This is a genomic window from Burkholderia sp. MSh2 (assembly GCF_000731655.1).
In the GTDB taxonomy this organism is placed as follows: Bacteria; Pseudomonadota; Gammaproteobacteria; order Burkholderiales; family Burkholderiaceae; genus Burkholderia; species Burkholderia paludis.
Map to the genome: position 1 here is coordinate 51,738 of NZ_JPGM01000024.1, position 15,472 is coordinate 67,209.

General features: G+C 70.6%; 18 protein-coding genes. 9 read left to right on the top strand and 9 right to left on the bottom strand.

Features of this window, described 5'->3' with window-relative positions; genetic code table 11:
- The first annotated feature begins 76 nt into the window (after positions 1-76).
- The 4 genes from GQ57_RS16150 to GQ57_RS43070 all read left to right on the top strand — a co-directional run bounded on the left by GQ57_RS16150 (position 77) and on the right by GQ57_RS43070 (position 2,227).
- On the top strand, positions 77-352 hold the full coding sequence (locus GQ57_RS16150) for a DUF1488 domain-containing protein (RefSeq protein ID WP_031402435.1): 276 nt from the start codon (positions 77-79) through the stop codon (positions 350-352).
- A gap of 179 nt (positions 353-531) precedes the next feature.
- Complete coding sequence (locus tag GQ57_RS16155; protein ID WP_034198389.1) at positions 532-966, top strand: Hsp20/alpha crystallin family protein; 435 nt, start codon at positions 532-534, stop codon at positions 964-966.
- A gap of 299 nt (positions 967-1,265) precedes the next feature.
- Positions 1,266-1,916, top strand: coding sequence for a BON domain-containing protein (locus tag GQ57_RS16160; protein WP_034198440.1), 651 nt, complete (start codon positions 1,266-1,268; stop codon positions 1,914-1,916).
- Positions 1,917-2,080: 164 nt separating this feature from the next.
- The gene (locus tag GQ57_RS43070; protein WP_160257527.1) at positions 2,081-2,227 is read left to right on the top strand and encodes a hypothetical protein; all 147 of its coding nucleotides are present in this window, start codon (positions 2,081-2,083) and stop codon (positions 2,225-2,227) included.
- An 80-nt stretch (positions 2,228-2,307) separates the two neighbouring features.
- Here the strand turns inward: GQ57_RS43070 and GQ57_RS16170 are convergent, their stop codons facing one another.
- The 4 genes from GQ57_RS16170 to GQ57_RS16185 form a co-directional block, all read right to left on the bottom strand.
- Positions 2,308-2,532 carry a hypothetical protein gene (locus tag GQ57_RS16170; RefSeq protein ID WP_034198391.1) on the bottom strand — a complete coding sequence of 75 codons (225 nt, stop codon included), beginning with the start codon at positions 2,530-2,532 and terminating at the stop codon, positions 2,308-2,310.
- A 139-nt stretch (positions 2,533-2,671) separates the two neighbouring features.
- A complete protein-coding gene (locus GQ57_RS16175) occupies positions 2,672-3,658 on the bottom strand; it encodes an LOG family protein (protein ID WP_034198392.1) in 987 nt (328 codons plus the stop codon).
- Positions 3,659-3,690: 32 nt separating this feature from the next.
- Positions 3,691-4,026, bottom strand: coding sequence for a c-type cytochrome (locus GQ57_RS16180; protein ID WP_034198393.1), 336 nt, complete (start codon positions 4,024-4,026; stop codon positions 3,691-3,693).
- Positions 4,027-4,073: 47 nt separating this feature from the next.
- Positions 4,074-5,075 (bottom strand): Acg family FMN-binding oxidoreductase, encoded by a 1,002-nt coding sequence (locus GQ57_RS16185; protein ID WP_034198394.1) that lies wholly within the window; start codon positions 5,073-5,075, stop codon positions 4,074-4,076.
- Between the two features lie 167 nt (positions 5,076-5,242).
- Between GQ57_RS16185 and GQ57_RS16190 the strand changes: the two genes are divergently transcribed.
- Positions 5,243-6,232 (top strand): zinc-dependent alcohol dehydrogenase family protein, encoded by a 990-nt coding sequence (locus tag GQ57_RS16190; protein WP_034198395.1) that lies wholly within the window; start codon positions 5,243-5,245, stop codon positions 6,230-6,232.
- 24 nt (positions 6,233-6,256) lie between these two features.
- Here GQ57_RS16190 and fnr read toward each other — a convergent pair whose 3' ends face one another.
- The 5 genes from fnr to GQ57_RS16215 form a co-directional block, all read right to left on the bottom strand.
- Positions 6,257-7,030, bottom strand: coding sequence for a fumarate/nitrate reduction transcriptional regulator Fnr (gene fnr / locus GQ57_RS16195; protein ID WP_031402427.1), 774 nt, complete (start codon positions 7,028-7,030; stop codon positions 6,257-6,259).
- Positions 7,031-7,329: 299 nt separating this feature from the next.
- The gene (locus GQ57_RS16200) at positions 7,330-7,977 is read right to left on the bottom strand and encodes a response regulator (protein ID WP_034198396.1); all 648 of its coding nucleotides are present in this window, start codon (positions 7,975-7,977) and stop codon (positions 7,330-7,332) included.
- Positions 7,978-8,479: 502 nt separating this feature from the next.
- Positions 8,480-9,313 carry a universal stress protein gene (locus GQ57_RS16205; protein WP_034198397.1) on the bottom strand — a complete coding sequence of 278 codons (834 nt, stop codon included), beginning with the start codon at positions 9,311-9,313 and terminating at the stop codon, positions 8,480-8,482.
- A complete protein-coding gene (locus GQ57_RS16210) occupies positions 9,310-9,813 on the bottom strand; it encodes a universal stress protein (RefSeq protein ID WP_034198398.1) in 504 nt (167 codons plus the stop codon). The genes GQ57_RS16205 and GQ57_RS16210 overlap by 4 nt, the downstream gene beginning before the upstream one ends.
- Before the next feature lie 286 nt (positions 9,814-10,099).
- The gene (locus tag GQ57_RS16215; RefSeq protein ID WP_031402423.1) at positions 10,100-10,939 is read right to left on the bottom strand and encodes a universal stress protein; all 840 of its coding nucleotides are present in this window, start codon (positions 10,937-10,939) and stop codon (positions 10,100-10,102) included.
- A 189-nt stretch (positions 10,940-11,128) separates the two neighbouring features.
- On the opposite strand from GQ57_RS16215, the gene GQ57_RS16220 reads away from it, so the two are divergent.
- From GQ57_RS16220 to GQ57_RS16235, 4 genes are all read left to right on the top strand, one after another.
- A complete protein-coding gene (locus GQ57_RS16220) occupies positions 11,129-11,665 on the top strand; it encodes a hypothetical protein (protein ID WP_031402422.1) in 537 nt (178 codons plus the stop codon).
- On the top strand, positions 11,655-12,401 hold the full coding sequence (locus GQ57_RS16225) for a beta-ketoacyl-ACP reductase (RefSeq protein WP_034198399.1): 747 nt from the start codon (positions 11,655-11,657) through the stop codon (positions 12,399-12,401). The genes GQ57_RS16220 and GQ57_RS16225 overlap by 11 nt, the downstream gene beginning before the upstream one ends.
- Positions 12,398-14,251, top strand: coding sequence for a PHA/PHB synthase family protein (locus tag GQ57_RS16230; protein ID WP_034198400.1), 1,854 nt, complete (start codon positions 12,398-12,400; stop codon positions 14,249-14,251). Before GQ57_RS16225 ends, GQ57_RS16230 begins: the two co-directional genes overlap by 4 nt.
- Positions 14,252-14,419: 168 nt before the next feature.
- A complete protein-coding gene (locus tag GQ57_RS16235; RefSeq protein ID WP_034198401.1) occupies positions 14,420-15,460 on the top strand; it encodes a zinc-dependent alcohol dehydrogenase family protein in 1,041 nt (346 codons plus the stop codon).
- Positions 15,461-15,472: the final 12 nt, after the last annotated feature.

Below are 15,472 nucleotides of genomic sequence, written 5' to 3' on the forward strand. Positions count from 1 at the left end.
AGCGTACGCATCGCACACGGCGCGCAACGCCCTCAAGCCGGCGCCAGCCCTTGTACGACCTGTTCTGGTGATCATCATGCAGATCTCTTTCCCGGCCGAACATCCGACGTATTGCAGCCTCGATCCGGCGCTGAGTTTTCCGGCGCTGGTCGAAGGCCGTCTCGTGCGCTGCGCGATCACCGCGGCGGCGCTCGAGGATCACTTCCGGGCGGCGTCGCCGCGCGAACAGGATCTGGTGAATGCCTTCGCGCGCCATCGCCCCGCGATCGAGCGCGCGGCACGCTGCCTGCTCGAGGAGATGGACGGACGGCCGATCATGCTGCACAGCGGCTATTTCCGGTTCTGCGCGTGAGCGTCCGTTGTGTTGACGCGCGTCAAGCACCTGCGAGCGCGGGCCATTACGCTGGAATCCTGATGATCGTTCGTCCGTTGCGCGGCATGCGGTGTCGCGCCGACCCGGTCTTCGTCGCGGCGCCGCGCTGGCGGGACGAAAGCGCCGGCCGCAGGTCAACCGTACGAGGAGTGCGAACCATGAGCCATCTCACGCGTTACGATCCGTTTTCGATAGATCCCGTTTCCGACCTGTTTCAGGGGCTGTTCAGGCCGCTGCGCGGGATGGCGACGACGGACCAGCCGGATCTCGCGTCGATGAAGATCGACGTGACGGAAAGCGACGACGCCTACAAGGTCGACGCGGAACTGCCCGGCGTTGCCCGGGACGACATCGACGTCCAGGTGACGGGCGGAACCGTATCGATCAACGCGAGGATCGAGCGTGACAGCGAACAGAAGGAAGGCGAGCGCGTGATCCGGCGCGAGCGCTACAGCGGCGCGATCAGCCGCTCGTTTTCGCTGGCGGGCGAGATCGACGACGCCAAGGCAACGGCAAAATATCAGGACGGCGTGCTGACGCTGACGCTGCCGAAGAAGGCGCCGGTCGGGCAGAAGAAGCTGACGATCGGCTGATCGGGCGGCGCGGGTCGCCCTGACGAAGCATCCGGCGCGCGGCGCGATCCGCGCGCCGTTGGCGTTCCGTCGTGCGAGTCTTTGCGGCGCGGCGCGGCGCGGCGCATGGCATGTGTGGCGCGTCGCGCATTGGCGATTTCACGACAAGGCGGCCCGGCCTTCGTCAGGCGACGCACCGGCAGGCCGCGACGCGCGACGTGACGCGTCCGTTGACCTGCGTCAGCGATTCCCGGCCGCGCGTGTGCAAATCTGGAAGGGTGCGGCTGACAGGCACGCCGCGGCTCACGGGAGTGCAGGCGATGAAAACCGACAGGCAGTTGAAGCAGGACGTGCAGGACGAACTGGCGTCCGACCCGGCGATCGACGCGACACGAATCGGTGTCGAGGTGGCCGACCGGATCGTGACGCTGTCGGGGCACCCGCCGAGCTATGCGGAGAAACTGGCGATCGAGCGCGCGGCGAACCGCGTGGGCGGCGTCAGGGCGCTCGTCGTCGACCTGACCGTGCATCTGCCGAACGACGATGTCCGCACCGACGAGGACATCGCGAACGCGGTGCGCTCGGTGCTGCACTGGACGGTCGGACTGCACGACGAGGCCGTCAAGGTGCAGGTCGAGCACGGCTGGATCACGTTGTCCGGCAGGGTCGAGTGGGCCTACCAGAGCCATCTGGCCGTGCGGACGATCTCGCAGATGCGCAGCGTGACCGGCGTGACCGACCATATCGCCGTGCGGGGAGCGGTCGACTCGGCCGACATCGGCGGCAGCATCAGGCGCGCGATCCTGCGCCATGCCGAGCGCGAGGCGAAACACATCGGCGTGGAGGTGCGCGACGGCACCGTGCGGCTGACCGGCAAGGTCGGCTCGTTCGCCGAGCGCAAGGCCGTGCGCGGGGCCGCGTGGTCGGCGCGCGGCGTGCGCGCCGTCGTCGACGACCTGGTGGTCGAGTAACGCCGGCGGGGCGCGGCCGGATGAGGCGTCCGCGTGGAAACGCGGGCGTCTACGCAGGCGTCAAACGACGCGGCGATCAGGCGAGGTACGCGATGCGGACGGATGGGGCGATGGCGATCGGGAAGGCCGCCATCGAAACGGGCGGCTACCGTGGCAGGAGCCGCATGACGCGCGTATCGCCGGACGGTACGGGCGAGCGCGCGTTTGCGCCAGGCCGTACGCCCGATACCGGGCGCGCAGCCGCGCTCGACGGGCCGCGCGCCGGGACGACCCGGATCGGGATGAGGCAATCGAACACGTTCATGGCCTGATGCCGGGGCGCGGTCGTTGTCGCGTCGCGGCGGCGGCACGGTGCCGCTCGTCACTCACGGCGGCGCGACCGTTCACGCCTTCACGCGGCCTTGAGCGCCGACTGCTGCAGCGCCTGCGCGAAGCGGGCCAGCGTGGCGATCGATCCCGTCACGCTTTCGTACCGCTCGCGGCCGATCTGTCCGTCGAGGATCACGAGCATGCCGGCATCGCGCGCGAGGGCGACGAGCGCCAGCGTGTCGAGCGCGGGGGCGTCGGGCTGGTTGGCCTGATCGAGCGAATCGGAAAGATGGGTAGCGTGGGACATGGCGACTCTCCTGTGGGTCCTGAATCCGGATACCGCGCAGCCGTGATCCGTGTCTCCAGTATCGTGGCCGCGCCGGCGCGATTCAATCGGCAAGCCCCGAAGCTGCGGTAGGAATCGTGCGCTGGGCGTCGGCGGATTCCTACACGGCACGCGTCGCCGGCGCGGCGCGGCGTCGCACCGGTCGCGTCGCGCGCCGCCGCCGCTGCGCATACCAGCAGCCGATCGCGCGCCAGATGTCGGGCGCGGATTCGCAGTACGTGAACAGGTCGAGGTCGCGACGGTCGATCATCCCTTCGTCCGCGAGGAAAGCCAGGTCGATCGCGCGGCGCCAGTACGCCTCGCCGACGAGGATGACCGGCAGCGGCGCGATCTTGCGCGTCTGCAGCAGCGTCAGGACTTCGAACAGCTCGTCGAACGTGCCGTAGCCGCCGGGGAAGAATACAGCCGCCTTCGCACGCTCGAGCAGGTGCAGCTTGCGGATCGCGAAATAGTGAAACCGGAAGCGCAGGCCGGGCGTGAGATACGGATTCGGCGCCTGTTCGCGCGGCAACTCGATGTTGAAGCCGATGCTCGGCGCACCGCGCTCGTAGGCGCCGCGGTTGGCGGCCTCCATGATGCCGGGGCCGCCGCCGGTGACGATGGCGAGCCGCGCGGCGCGCGTGCACCGGTCGGCGTGGGCGACGATGCGGCCGAATGCGCGTGCGACGCGGTAATACGCGCTGAGTTCGACGAGCCGGCTCGCCTCTGCGACGGCGCGCCGCCGGCCGGCGTCGTGCGGGTGCGCCGCGAGCAGCCGGTTCGCTTCGTCCAGCCGCGCGTGCGCGACCGTGGGGGCGACGATGCGCGTACTGCCGTAGATCACGACGGCATGGCCGATGCGCTCGCTCTGCAGGCGCTCCTCGGCTTTCCAGTAGTCGAGTTGCAGCCGGATGCCGCGCATGCCCGCGCGCTGCAGCAGCATGGCATCGTCGTCGTCGTGCGTGCGGTTTGCGCTGCCGGCGAGCGTCCGGCGTGAGCGGCGTCGGGCGACGTCGTCGCCGACGATCGCATCGGGCCGCGAACGCGTGCGCTTGCCGCGTGCGTTCGCAGGCGTCGCGGCGGGGGCGCGTTTGACGACGGTCGACATGAGAGCCGTGGAGCCGCGGGGCCGCGAGCCGGCTACTGGCTCAACACCCATTGCACGAGTTGGTGCGCATCGTCGGCGGACAGCGGGCCGCCGCGATCCTCGGCCGACGGCATGGGCGTGTCGCCCCAGTGCGCGCGGCCGCCCACGCGCAGCTTGCGTTCCAGTTCCGCGGCGGCCGCCGGATCGCCGCGATACCGCTGTGCGATCTCGTGGAACGACGGCCCGAGGAATGCCTGGTCGGACGTATGGCAGAACATGCAGTGCTGCGCGTTGACGAGGTCGGTCGGCTCGGGCGCGGCGGTCTGCGCGGCGGCCGGGCCGGCCGTCGCGGCGATCAGGCAGAAGGCGAGGCAACGCAGGCGTTTCATGTGTTTCCTTGTCCGGATCGGGTGGGGCATCGGGTCGCCGGGTGCAATCAGGAGACGACCTCGTCGAGCGGGCGGCGCGGCGAATGCGGCGTATGCGGGCCGCGTCCGACCCGCAGCAGCAATTGCGGCTCGCCGTGCAGCCCGAGCGTGCGGCGCAGGTGGGCGCGCAGTTCGGCCGTCTCGATCGGCTGGTTCAGGTACGACGCCGTATGGCCCGCGCGCGCCGCGACGAGCAGGATGCGCTCCAGCGCCTGCCCGGCGGCGAGCCATGCGTCGCGATCGTCGCGCGCGGTCGAGATGCAGACGATCAGCGGGGAGGCGCCGACGAGCTGGTGATGCAGCGCGGCCAGCCCGTTGCCGAGATCGAATGTCCGTACCGCCATCGTCACGACGGGGGCCGCGAAGTCCAGCAACGCCGGCACGCCGGCCGCGAACGCCGGCATGCCGTCGACGTGCCGGCGCGGATCGATCCAGCTCGCCAGCTCGCGCCGGAAGCGCGGGTCCGCGAATTGCTGCTGATCGGCTTGCGCAACCAGCTCGGCGACCCGCGCGCGATGCGCGACCGAGTCGATGCACGCGACTTCGGCGCCTTCCGCGACGCCGGCCGCGATCAGTTCGCGCTGGATCTCGTCCGGCACGGCGGTCGATTCGAACGGCGCGCGGGTCGTGACGCGCTCCGTAATGGCCTCGAACAGCGCACCGAGGGCCGGGTCGGCATAGCCGTCGTCGCATACCCGCACCAGCGCGAGGAGATCGGGATCGACGTCGGAAGGATAGGTGTTGATCGTGTGCGCGAGCCCGGCGTGCGCGAGTGCGACGCGCAGGTTGAGCAGCGCCGCGCCGCAGCTGATGATCAGCTCGCGGTCGAACGGATCGACCACCGGCAACGCGCGCGCGCGGTCCGCGCAGACCGCGATCGTCGGCCCGTCGACGATGAATCGCCACGGCTGCGAATTGTGGCTGGACGGGGCCAGTATCGCGCAGGCCAGCAGCGACCTCAGGTGGGCGTCGGGGCGGGTGCTTGCGGCAAGAGGGGGAACGGATATCATGCGGGCATCTCCAGGTCGCCGCGGCGGCGGCATTGCGCCATTTCATCGTGTCAGCAACCGGCCGGCGGCCGTTGACCCACGTCAAGCGCGCGTCATCGGGCCGTGCATGCGCTGCTGCGGGCGACTAGCCTTGAATGCGAAGCGCGCGATCGCGCGGGGAGGCGGGCATGCTTGCGATGACGTTTGACGGCACGACGCCGCATTTGCGCGAGGCGCATGTGCCGGACCCGTTGCCGGCGGCGGGACAGTTGCTGATCGACGTGCACGCATGCGGCGTCTGCCGGACCGATCTCCACGTCGTCGACGGCGAGCTTGCGCATCCGAAGCTGCCGCTGATCCCGGGGCACGAAATCGTCGGCACCGTGCGCGCGCTCGGCGCGGGCGTGACGGGTTTTTCCGTCGGCGACCGGGTGGGCGTGCCGTGGCTCGGCTCGACGTGCGGCGAGTGCGCGTATTGCGCGTCCGGCCGCGAAAATCTCTGCGACCGCCCGGGATTCACCGGTTATACGATCGACGGCGGCTATGCCGAATGCACCGTCGCCGACCACCGGTATTGCGTGCACCTGCCGCGGCGCTACGGCGACCTCGAGGCCGCGCCGCTGCTGTGCGCCGGCCTGATCGGCTACCGGACCCTGCGCATGGCCGGCGATGCGCGCCGCGTCGGCATCTACGGCTTCGGCGCGGCGGCTCATCTCGTCGCGCAGGTCGCGCATCGCGAGGGGCGCAAGGTGTTCGCGCTGACGAAGCCCGGCGATACCGTCGCGCAGCAGCTCGCGCGGTCGCTGGGCGCGGCCTGGGCCGGCGGCAGCGACGAGGCGCCGCCGGAGCCGCTCGACGCCGCGCTGATCTTCGCGCCGGTGGGCGCGCTCGTGCCGGCCGCGCTGCGCGCGCTCGACAAGGGCGGGATCGTCGTATGCGGCGGCATCCACATGAGCGACATCCCCGGCTTCCCGTATGCGTGGCTGTGGGGCGAACGCCGCATCGCGTCGGTGGCCAACCTGACGCGCGCGGATGCCGCCGGATTCATGCGGATCGCCGATGCGATGCCGTTGCGGGTCGAGGCCGTGCGCTACGCGCTGGCCGACGCGAACCGCGCGCTCGACGATCTGCGCGCGGGGCGGGTGTCGGGGGCGGCGGTGCTGGGCATGCGCGGCTGAGCCGTGCGCCCGCTCGCCGCCGGATCAGATCCGTGCGAGGCCTTCCGGATCGACGATGCGGATCTGCTTGCCTTGCGCGGCGACGAGGCCGTTGTGCTGGAACTTCGACAGCATGCGGCTGACCGTCTCGAGCTTCATCCCGAGATACTCGCCGATCTCGTCGCGCGTCATCCGCAGCACGAATTCGGCGGCGGAGTAGCCGCGCGCCTTGAAGCGGGCGGACAGGTTCAGCAGGAACGCGGCCACGCGCTGCTCGGCGCTCATCGTGCCGAGCAGCAGCATCAGCGCCGATTCGCGGACGATCTCGCCGCCCATCATCTGGTACACGTGATGCTGCATCGACCGCACCTCGCGGCACAGCTGCTCGAGCTGGCCGAACGGAATGATGCACACCGTGCTGTCCTCGAGCGCGATCGCGTCGCCGTTGTGGCGGCCGTCGTGCACGCCGTCGAGGCCGAGCGATTCGCCGACGATCTGGAAGCCGGTGATCTGCTCGTCGCCGTCGCGATGCATCACGACGGTCTTGAACGATCCGGTGCGCACCGCATAGATGCTGCTGAAGGCGTCGCCCGCGCGAAACAGCGTTTCGCCGCGCCTGACGTGGCGCGTCGTGCAGATCATCGCGTCGACCCGCGCGAAATCGGCGGGCGTCAGTTCCTGGGGCATGCAGACGGTGCGCAGCGTGCAGGACGAGCAGCGCGACGACGTGCGCTTCGGCTGGTCGGTTCGCTGGACCGGATGCAGCGGAATGAAGGGGCGTAACGGCACGTTCGTCGGGACATCGGCATGGCTCGGCATGATCTGCTCCGTTGGGTGGTGGCCGCGCATGGCATGGGCACGGTTGCGCTGGCCGCCGTACAGGCGGGAGGGAGGTCGCCGCCCTCGTCTGGTCGGCGCCGCATGGGGGCGGCGCAACGGCGATGCCGTCGTGACTGGACGGCATCGCCGGGCTGCTCCGGGAGGCGCGCGTTCGTTTTGCTTGATGGTGAGTATGGACGGGCGGCCGCGCGATTGAAATCAGCGGAGCTTGAAGATGCGGTAAGTGATCGGGAAGGCGTGTAGGGCAATTCCTACAAGGGTGCGGCGGTTTGACGCGCTCAACCCGCGTCGGGGTCGTCGAACAGCGTGTGACGCATCGCATAGCGCACGAGCGCCGTGTCGTTCGGCAACTGCATCTTCTCGAGTATCCGCGTCTTGTACGTGCTGACGGTCTTGACGCTGACGCCGAGCGCCTGGGCGATTCCGGAAATCGACTCGCCGGCGGTGACGCGCCGGAACACGTCGAACTCGCGGTCGGACAGGCGCTGGTGCGGCAGCAGATCGGTCGGCTCGTTGAGACTCTGCGCGAACTGCTCGGCCATCGTCAGGCTGACGTAGACGCCGCCGGCCGCGATCCTGGTCAGCGCCGCGACCAGCTCGGCGCTGGCGCTTTCCTTGGTCATGTAGCCGGACGCGCCGGCGCGGAACGCGCGCACCGCGTATTGCTGCTCGGCGTGCATCGTCAGCACGAGGATCTGCAAGGCCGGTTTCTCGTCCTTGATCTGTCTGATGAGTTCGATACCGTTGCGGCCCGGCATCGACAGGTCGAGCACCAGCACGTTCGCCGCGGCGTCGCGCGCGAGCGCGAGCGTGGAAGCGCTGTCGCACGCTTCGCCGGCGACCTCGAAGCCGCTGGCGTTCTGCAGGATGTGCCGCAGGCCGTCCCTGACGAGGGTGTGGTCGTCGGCGATGAGTACCCGGATCATGGCAATGCGTCCTTCGCCGGATCGCGTGGCGCGGCCCACGCGGCGGCCTTCGTCGAACCTGTTCGCGGACGGGCGCCCGCCATTGTCCGGCGATCGGCGGCCGTCATGATGGCCGCCGCCGATGACCGGACGATGTCCGTCGTCGTCGGGGCGGGATCGGCACGGTATCCGGCGCCCCAACGGGAAGGAGATGGTGCGCCCGTTGCCGGCGCTCGCCAATCGGGACCGATGCGGAGGGGCGGCGCGCCGTCGGACGTCGGCAGCGGCTGTATCGACCGGCGCGCGCACGCCGCCGCGTGCGGGGTGGACCTGATCGCGATGGAGGCGCATGGCCGCCGCGGCATGCGCTGCGCGCTGTCAGGCAGCGTGGCCGAATTGCTGGCGGACAGCGCACCGCGGATCGGCCGGCGCCGGTCGTGCGGGAGGGGACCGGCGCCGGCGCAGCGGCGCGGTGATGCACGAGGCGGCTGTGGGCGGCCGCCCCGGTTGCGTTCGCCGGGTGTCAGTGAGACAGCAGGACCGGCACCGTCATCGTCTCGAGGATCGTGCGCGTCGCGCCGCCCAGCACGCGTTCGTGCGCGCGGGTGTGACTGTACAGGCCCATCACGAGCAGGTCCGCATGCAGGTCGGTCGCCCGGTTCAGCAGCGTCGCGCCCACGCCGACCGCCCGCTCGCGTGGCGTCGCCGAGAACGACGCGCGCACGCCGTGCCGTTCGAGATACGCGGCCACGTCGACGCCCGCCGGCGTCCTGTCCGGATCGGGCTGCCCGCGCACGACCGTCTCGACGTTGACGAAGCGCGCCCGCGCGAGCAGCGGCAGCGCATCGGCCACCACGCGCGCGGCTTCGCGTCCGCCGTCCCAGCCGATCAGCACGTTCTCGCCGAACGTGCGCACGTCGCCGGCATACGGCACGACGATCGCCGGGCGGCCGCTGGCCATCACGACGTCCTCGATGAAATGGCGCGCCACATAGGTCATCCGGTCGTCGGGATCTTCCTGGCCCAGGATCAGCAGGTCCGCATGTCGCGCATGCAGGATCGCGGCGTCGGTCGCGTTGCCCGCCGGCGCCTGCCACTCGACGCTGCGCCCCGCGCGTTCGGCGGCCGTCAGGAAGCGCGTTTCCGCGTCCTTGCAGCGCTGGTCGCACAGGCGCTCGTAGACGGCCAGCTTCAGCGGCTCGTCGGGCCGCCGCAACGGCTCGAAGAGGTCCTGGCAGACCACGTAGAGACCGATCAGGTGCGCGTTCCAGCGCGCCGCGAGTTCGAGGGCGAGGTCGACGCGCGTCGCGCAGCGTTCGCTGTCGTCGAGGTGGACGAGCAGGGTCTTGTAGCTCATGACGGCTCCTTTTCGGTCGAGGCGGCGGCCGTTTCGGCAGGGTGCGCCGCCGGGCAGTTCGCCGGAATCATCAGCACCGGGCGCGGGGACAGGCGCAGCACGCGCTCGGCCACGCTGCCGAGGAACAGGCGCTGAAAACCGCGCCGGCCGTGCGTGCCCATCACGATCAGGTCGGCCTTGAGCTCGTCGGCCAGGCCGACGATCCGGTGCGGGACGTCCTCGCCCGCCGGCGCGACGTCGACAATCTGCGGCGTGCCGGCCACGTCGCGCGCCTTCATGCGTCGCGCGGCGTCGTCGGTCACGCGCAGCCCTTCCTCGCGAAACGCGTCGATCAGGATCGACGGGTCGTAGCCGTACGTGTCGTAGGCCGGCACGAGGAAGTCGACGACGTAGACGGGCGTCAGCCGCGCACCCGTCTCGGACGCGAGCGTCAGCGCGGCATCGAGGGCGCGGGACGACGTGTCGCTGCCGTCGAGCGCCACCAGAATGTTCGAGTACATGGCGTTTCCCCTGTACGGATGTCGATGCACCCATCATCGGCGCGCGCGGGTCGATCGCGCTGATCTGGATCAAGCCTGGATCAAGCGCCGCGGCGGCCGCGCGGCACGCGCGCCGCATCGCGGCATCGCGGCATCGCGGCATCGCGGCATCGCGACATCGCGACATCGCGACATCGCGACATCGCGACATCGCGACATCGCGACATCGCGACATCGCCGTCGACCGCCGGCGCCGCGAAACGTGCACCGCCCCGCGCGGCGCAATGCGCGGGCGCAGGCGGCGCGTTCAGTGCGACATCAGCACCGGCAGCGTCATCGACGCGAGCACCGTGCGCGTGGCGCCGCCCATCGCCAGCTCGCGCCAGCGCGAGTGGCCGTAGGCGCCCATCACGAGCAGGTCCGACCCCGTTTCGTAGGCGCGCGACAGCAGCGTGTCGCCGACCGGCGCGCCCGCGCCGGCGTCGATGTCGAGCACGTTCACGTCGGGCGCGTGGCGCGCCAGCATCAACGCGGCGTCGGCGGCCGGAATGCGCGTGGCCGCCGCTTCCGACGCGCCGTCGACCACGGCGACGACCGTCGTGCGCTTCGCATGCGCGAGAAAGGGGATCGCGTCGTGCGCGGCGCGGGCGGCTTCGCGGCTGCCGTCCCACGCGACCATCACCCGTTCGCCGACCGACGGGAAGGTGCCGGTGTACGGGACGAACAGCACCGGGCGCCCCGCGGTCAGCACGAGGTTCTCCGGAAACTGGTCGTCGATGAAGGTCTCGGGATCGTTCGGGTCGCTCTGGCCGGCGATCACGAGGTCGGCCAGGCGCGCGGCGCGCGGCACGGCCAGATTGGCGCGCTCGTCCGCGCGGACCCACGCGGCCGGCACCTTCGCGCGGGCCGCTTCCGCATGGAACAGGCGCTCCAGCGCGGCGAGCCGTTCGTCGCGCTGCTCCCGATGCGCGCGGAAATAATCGGCGGAACCGGCCATCACGTAGAACGAATGGGGTTCGGGCGTGTAGACCGCGAACAGCCCGGTCAGGTGTGCGCCGAAGTGACGGGCGAGACGCAGTGCGAACTCGAGGCGCGCATGCGCACGGGTACTCGTATCGAGGTGGACGACCATGCTCTTGTAGCTCATCGGAATCGCTCCATCGACGGGAGATCCGCCGGTGCAATCCAGTCTACGAAGCGGGCTGTCCGCGCGCTTGACTCAGATCAACGGGCGCCGCGCGCCGCGGCCGCACAGTGAAGCGGTCGCGATGCCGATGCCGGGCAGGCGGCGCAAGTCGGATGCGAACCCATGGACCGGATCGAAGGAGGGAAGACGATGAGCCCCCACGCGTTGACGACGCCGAACGACGCCTGCCGCGCAGGCTGCGATCTCGCGTTGCGCATGGCCGCGCTGGAGCGCGACTGGCGGCATGAATGGCATGCCCTGGCCGGGCGGCGCATCGAACGGGATCGCGACGCGGTGCACCGGCTGCAGCAGGCGCTCGCGGACACGCAGGAGTGGACGGCCTTCGGCGATGCGGCGAGCCAGGTGTGGCGCGACTACGCGATCGCCAGCGTCGCGATCTGGCAGGACGCCGTCGAGCTGTGCATGCGCGGGCAGTTCGAGCGGGCCGGCGCATGGCGCACATGGCTGCGCGACTACGGCGCCGCCGCGCTGTCGCGCGGCCAGACCGACTGGCTGCCCGATCTCGGGCGGCTGGCCGTGGTCAACGAGGCGAGCATGCCGTGGCGGGACTGGATGGCCGCGTTCGAGCTCGGCATCGCCGAAGCCGCCGACGCGCGCGACGGGGCTGCCGCCGTGCGGCGTCTCGGCGGCGGCGGAGCCGCGCAGGAGCACGATCATGTCCGCTGAGCGCGTCGCGTTCGTCACGGGCGGGATGGGCGGCCTCGGCGCCGCGATCAGCCGCCGCCTGCACGAGGCCGGCATGAAGGTGGCGGTGTCGCACACCGAACGCAACGACCACGTCGCAACCTGGCTCACGCGCGAACGCGAGGCGGGCCGCACGTTTCATGCGTACGAGGTCGACGTCGCCGACTACGATTCGTGCCAGCACTGCGCGGCGCGCGTGCTGGCCGAGTTCGGCCGCGTCGACGTGCTCGTCAACAATGCCGGCATCACGCGCGACGCCACCTTCGTGAAGATGACCAAGGGCATGTGGGATGCGGTGCTGCGCACCAATCTCGACAGCATGTTCAACATGACGAAGCCGTTCGTGCCCGGCATGATCGACGCCGGCTTCGGGCGGATCGTGAACGTCGGCTCCGTGAACGGTGAGCGGGGCGCGTACGGGCAGGCGAACTACGCGGCCGCGAAGGCCGGCATCCACGGCTTCACGAAGGCGCTGGCGCTCGAACTCGCGCGGCACCGCATCACCGTCAACACGGTGGCGCCGGGCTACCTGGCCACCGCGATGCTCGAATCGGTGCCGCAGGACGTGCTCGACACGAAGATCCTGCCGCAGATTCCGGCCGGGCGTCTCGGCGAACCGGACGAAATCGCCGCGCTCGTCGCGTTCCTGTGTTCCGATGCGGGCGCGTTCGCGACCGGCGCGGAATTCGACGTCAACGGCGGCATGTACATGCGATGAAAGCCGCCGTCATCCGCACGCCGCTCCCGCGCGAATCGGGGCCGCCGCCGAATCGGGACGGGCAGGCGCCGGGTCGGGCCGAAGGCCCGGCGGGCGCGCTGTCGCCGGCCGAGCAGTGGAACCGCGCGACGCATGCGAACGTCGCGGCGCTGACCTTCGGGCTGTCGCCCGCGTCGCTGGCGCTGGCCGTGCTCGACTGGGGCGCGCATCTGGCCGTGGCGCCGGGCAAGTGCTTCGAGCTGGCGATGCAGGCCTGGCTGACAGCAGCGCCGACGATGGTGACGACAGCGACAGCGACGGCGACGGCGACGGCGACGGCGGACGCCGGCGCGGCGATCGATGCGGACGCCGACGGGCTGGCCGTGCATGCCGGCGACGCCGATCCGCGTTTCGCCGCGCCCGAGTGGGCCGGCTGGCCGTTTCGCGCGTATCGCGACGGCTTCCTGTCGATCCAGCGCTGGTGGCGCGATGCGACGCGCGGCGTGCCGGGCGTCGAGCGGCACCATGAGGCGCTGGTCGGCTTCGCCGCGCGTCAATGGCTCGACGCCTGCTCGCCCGGCAATTTCCTGGCGACCAATCCGGTCGCGCTCGACGCGACGCTGCGCAGCGGCGGCGCGAATCTCGCGGCCGGCGCCCGGCACTGGCTCGACGACGCGAACGCGCTGATCGATCGCGCGTGCGGCACGCGTAAGCGCGACGCCCGGGCGTATCTGCCGGGGCGCGACGTGGCGATCACGCCGGGCCGGGTCGTGTGGCGCAACGCGCTGTGCGAGCTGCTGCAGTACGACCCGGCGACGCCCCGCGTGGCGCGCGAGCCGATCCTGATCGTGCCGTCGTGGATCATGAAGTACTACATCCTCGATCTGCAGCCGCATCATTCGCTGATCCGCTTCCTGGTCGAGTCCGGCCATACCGTGTTTGCCGTGTCGTGGCGCAACCCCGGCGGGGAGGCGCGCGATCTCGGGCTCGACGACTATCTGCGCGACGGCTGCCTGGCCGCGCTCGACGCCGTCCGGTCGATCTGCGGCGAGCCCGTCCACGCGACCGGCTACTGCCTCGGCGGCACGCTGCTGGCGATCGGCGCGGCGGCGCTCGCGCGCGACGGGCGGCAACACGAAGCACTGCGATCCGTCACGTTGCTGGCGGCCGAGACCGATTTCAGCGAACCCGGCGAGCTGGGCCTGTTCATCGACGCGAGCGAACTGTCCGCGCTCGATGCGCTGATGTGGCGGCAGGGCTACCTGGATGGCGCGCAGATGTCGGCCGCGTTCGAGCTGCTGAACGCGCGCGACCTGATCTGGTCGCGGATGATGAGCGAATACCTGCTCGGCAAGCGCACCAAGCCGAACGACCTGATGTCGTGGAATGCGGACACCACGCGCATGCCGTATCGCATGCATACCGAATACCTGACGCAGCTGTTCCTCGACAACGATCTCGCCGCCGGCCGCTACTGCGTCGACGGGCGGCCGGTCGCGTTGTCGGATCTCGACGTGCCGACCTTCGCGGTCGGCACCGAGCGCGACCACGTGTCGCCGTGGCGCTCCGTCTACAAGCTGCACCTGCTGACGCATCACGCATTGACCTTCGTGCTGACGGCGGGCGGCCACAACGCGGGCATCGTGTCGGAGCCCGGTCATGCGGGACGCCACTACCGCTGCGCGACCCGCGAAGCCGGCGCGCCGTATCGCAGTCCGCACGATTTCGTGCGCGACACGCCGGTGGTCGACGGATCGTGGTGGACGTGCTGGCGCGACTGGCTGCACGCCCGCTCGTCGGGCGACGTGCCGGCCCGCACGCCGGCCGCCGGACTCGCCGCCGCGCCCGGCACGTATGTGCTCGAAACCTAAACGGGCGCGTGCCGCCGGAGCATCCGGCTGCACGCGCCGGCCCCGCCGGTTGCCGCGCGCGGGCGCTCAACGCGGCACTGCCGCCCGCCCGCGAATGCGCGGCGACGCCGGCCGGCATGCGCCGGTCCCGATGAACGAACGCATCACCTTTTCGATGGAGCAATCACGATGAAAGCACTCGTCTACCACGGCCCCGGGCACAAGGCGCTCGAGGAACGGCCCCGGCCCGAACTGCAGTCGCCCACCGACGCGATCGTCCGCGTGACGCGCACGACGATCTGCGGCACCGACCTGCACATCCTCAAGGGGGATGTGCCGACCTGCGAACCCGGCCGCATTCTCGGCCACGAGGGCGTCGGGGTCGTCGACCAGGTCGGCGCGGCGGTCGACGCGCTGAAGCCGGGCGATCACGTGCTGATTTCCTGCATCTCGTCGTGCGGCCGCTGCGAATATTGCCGCCGCGGCCTGTACTCGCACTGCACGACGGGCGGCTGGATCCTCGGGAACAAGATCGACGGCACGCAGGCCGAGTATGTCCGCATCCCGCATGCGCAGACGAGCCTCTACCGGATTCCGCCGGGCGCGGACGAGGACGCGCTCGTGATGCTGTCCGACATCCTGCCGACCGGGTTCGAATGCGGCGTGCTGAACGGCAAGGTGCAGCCGGGCTGCTCGGTCGCGATCGTCGGCGCGGGCCCGATCGGGCTGGCGGCGTTGCTGACCGCGCAGTTCTACTCGCCCGCGCGGATCATCATGATCGATCCGGACAGCAACCGGCTGGACGTGGCGCGGCGCTTCGGCGCGACCGACTGCCTCGACGGGCGCAGCGGCGAGCCGGTGGCGGAAGTGATGAAGCTGACCGACGGCGTCGGCGTGGATTGCGCGATCGAGGCGGTCGGCATTCCGGCGACGTTCGAGATGTGCACGTCGCTCGTGGCGCCGGGCGGCGTGGTCGCGAACGTCGGCGTGCACGGCGTCAAGGCCGACCTGCACCTCGAGAAGCTGTGGGATCGCAACATCTCGATCACGACGCGGCTGGTCGACACGGTCAGCACGCCGATGCTGCTGAAGACCGTGAGCGCCGGGCGTCTCGATCCGAACCACCTGATCACGCACCGGTTCTCGCTCGGCGACGTCGAGCGTGCGTACGACACGTTCAGCCGCGCGGCGCAGACCCATGCGCTGAAGGTCATCATCGAAGTCGGCTGACGGCGTATGGCG

Coding starts and splice junctions, on each gene's coding strand:
- GQ57_RS16150 (WP_031402435.1), top strand. CDS start 77: ATGCAGATCTCTTTCCCGGCCGAACATCCGACGTATTGCAGCCTCGAT.
- GQ57_RS16155 (WP_034198389.1), top strand. CDS start 532: ATGAGCCATCTCACGCGTTACGATCCGTTTTCGATAGATCCCGTTTCC.
- GQ57_RS16160 (WP_034198440.1), top strand. CDS start 1,266: ATGAAAACCGACAGGCAGTTGAAGCAGGACGTGCAGGACGAACTGGCG.
- GQ57_RS43070 (WP_160257527.1), top strand. CDS start 2,081: ATGACGCGCGTATCGCCGGACGGTACGGGCGAGCGCGCGTTTGCGCCA.
- GQ57_RS16170 (WP_034198391.1), bottom strand. CDS start 2,532: ATGTCCCACGCTACCCATCTTTCCGATTCGCTCGATCAGGCCAACCAG.
- GQ57_RS16175 (WP_034198392.1), bottom strand. CDS start 3,658: ATGTCGACCGTCGTCAAACGCGCCCCCGCCGCGACGCCTGCGAACGCA.
- GQ57_RS16180 (WP_034198393.1), bottom strand. CDS start 4,026: ATGAAACGCCTGCGTTGCCTCGCCTTCTGCCTGATCGCCGCGACGGCC.
- GQ57_RS16185 (WP_034198394.1), bottom strand. CDS start 5,075: ATGATATCCGTTCCCCCTCTTGCCGCAAGCACCCGCCCCGACGCCCAC.
- GQ57_RS16190 (WP_034198395.1), top strand. CDS start 5,243: ATGCTTGCGATGACGTTTGACGGCACGACGCCGCATTTGCGCGAGGCG.
- fnr (WP_031402427.1), bottom strand. CDS start 7,030: ATGCCGAGCCATGCCGATGTCCCGACGAACGTGCCGTTACGCCCCTTC.
- GQ57_RS16200 (WP_034198396.1), bottom strand. CDS start 7,977: ATGATCCGGGTACTCATCGCCGACGACCACACCCTCGTCAGGGACGGC.
- GQ57_RS16205 (WP_034198397.1), bottom strand. CDS start 9,313: ATGAGCTACAAGACCCTGCTCGTCCACCTCGACGACAGCGAACGCTGC.
- GQ57_RS16210 (WP_034198398.1), bottom strand. CDS start 9,813: ATGTACTCGAACATTCTGGTGGCGCTCGACGGCAGCGACACGTCGTCC.
- GQ57_RS16215 (WP_031402423.1), bottom strand. CDS start 10,939: ATGAGCTACAAGAGCATGGTCGTCCACCTCGATACGAGTACCCGTGCG.
- GQ57_RS16220 (WP_031402422.1), top strand. CDS start 11,129: ATGAGCCCCCACGCGTTGACGACGCCGAACGACGCCTGCCGCGCAGGC.
- GQ57_RS16225 (WP_034198399.1), top strand. CDS start 11,655: ATGTCCGCTGAGCGCGTCGCGTTCGTCACGGGCGGGATGGGCGGCCTC.
- GQ57_RS16230 (WP_034198400.1), top strand. CDS start 12,398: ATGAAAGCCGCCGTCATCCGCACGCCGCTCCCGCGCGAATCGGGGCCG.
- GQ57_RS16235 (WP_034198401.1), top strand. CDS start 14,420: ATGAAAGCACTCGTCTACCACGGCCCCGGGCACAAGGCGCTCGAGGAA.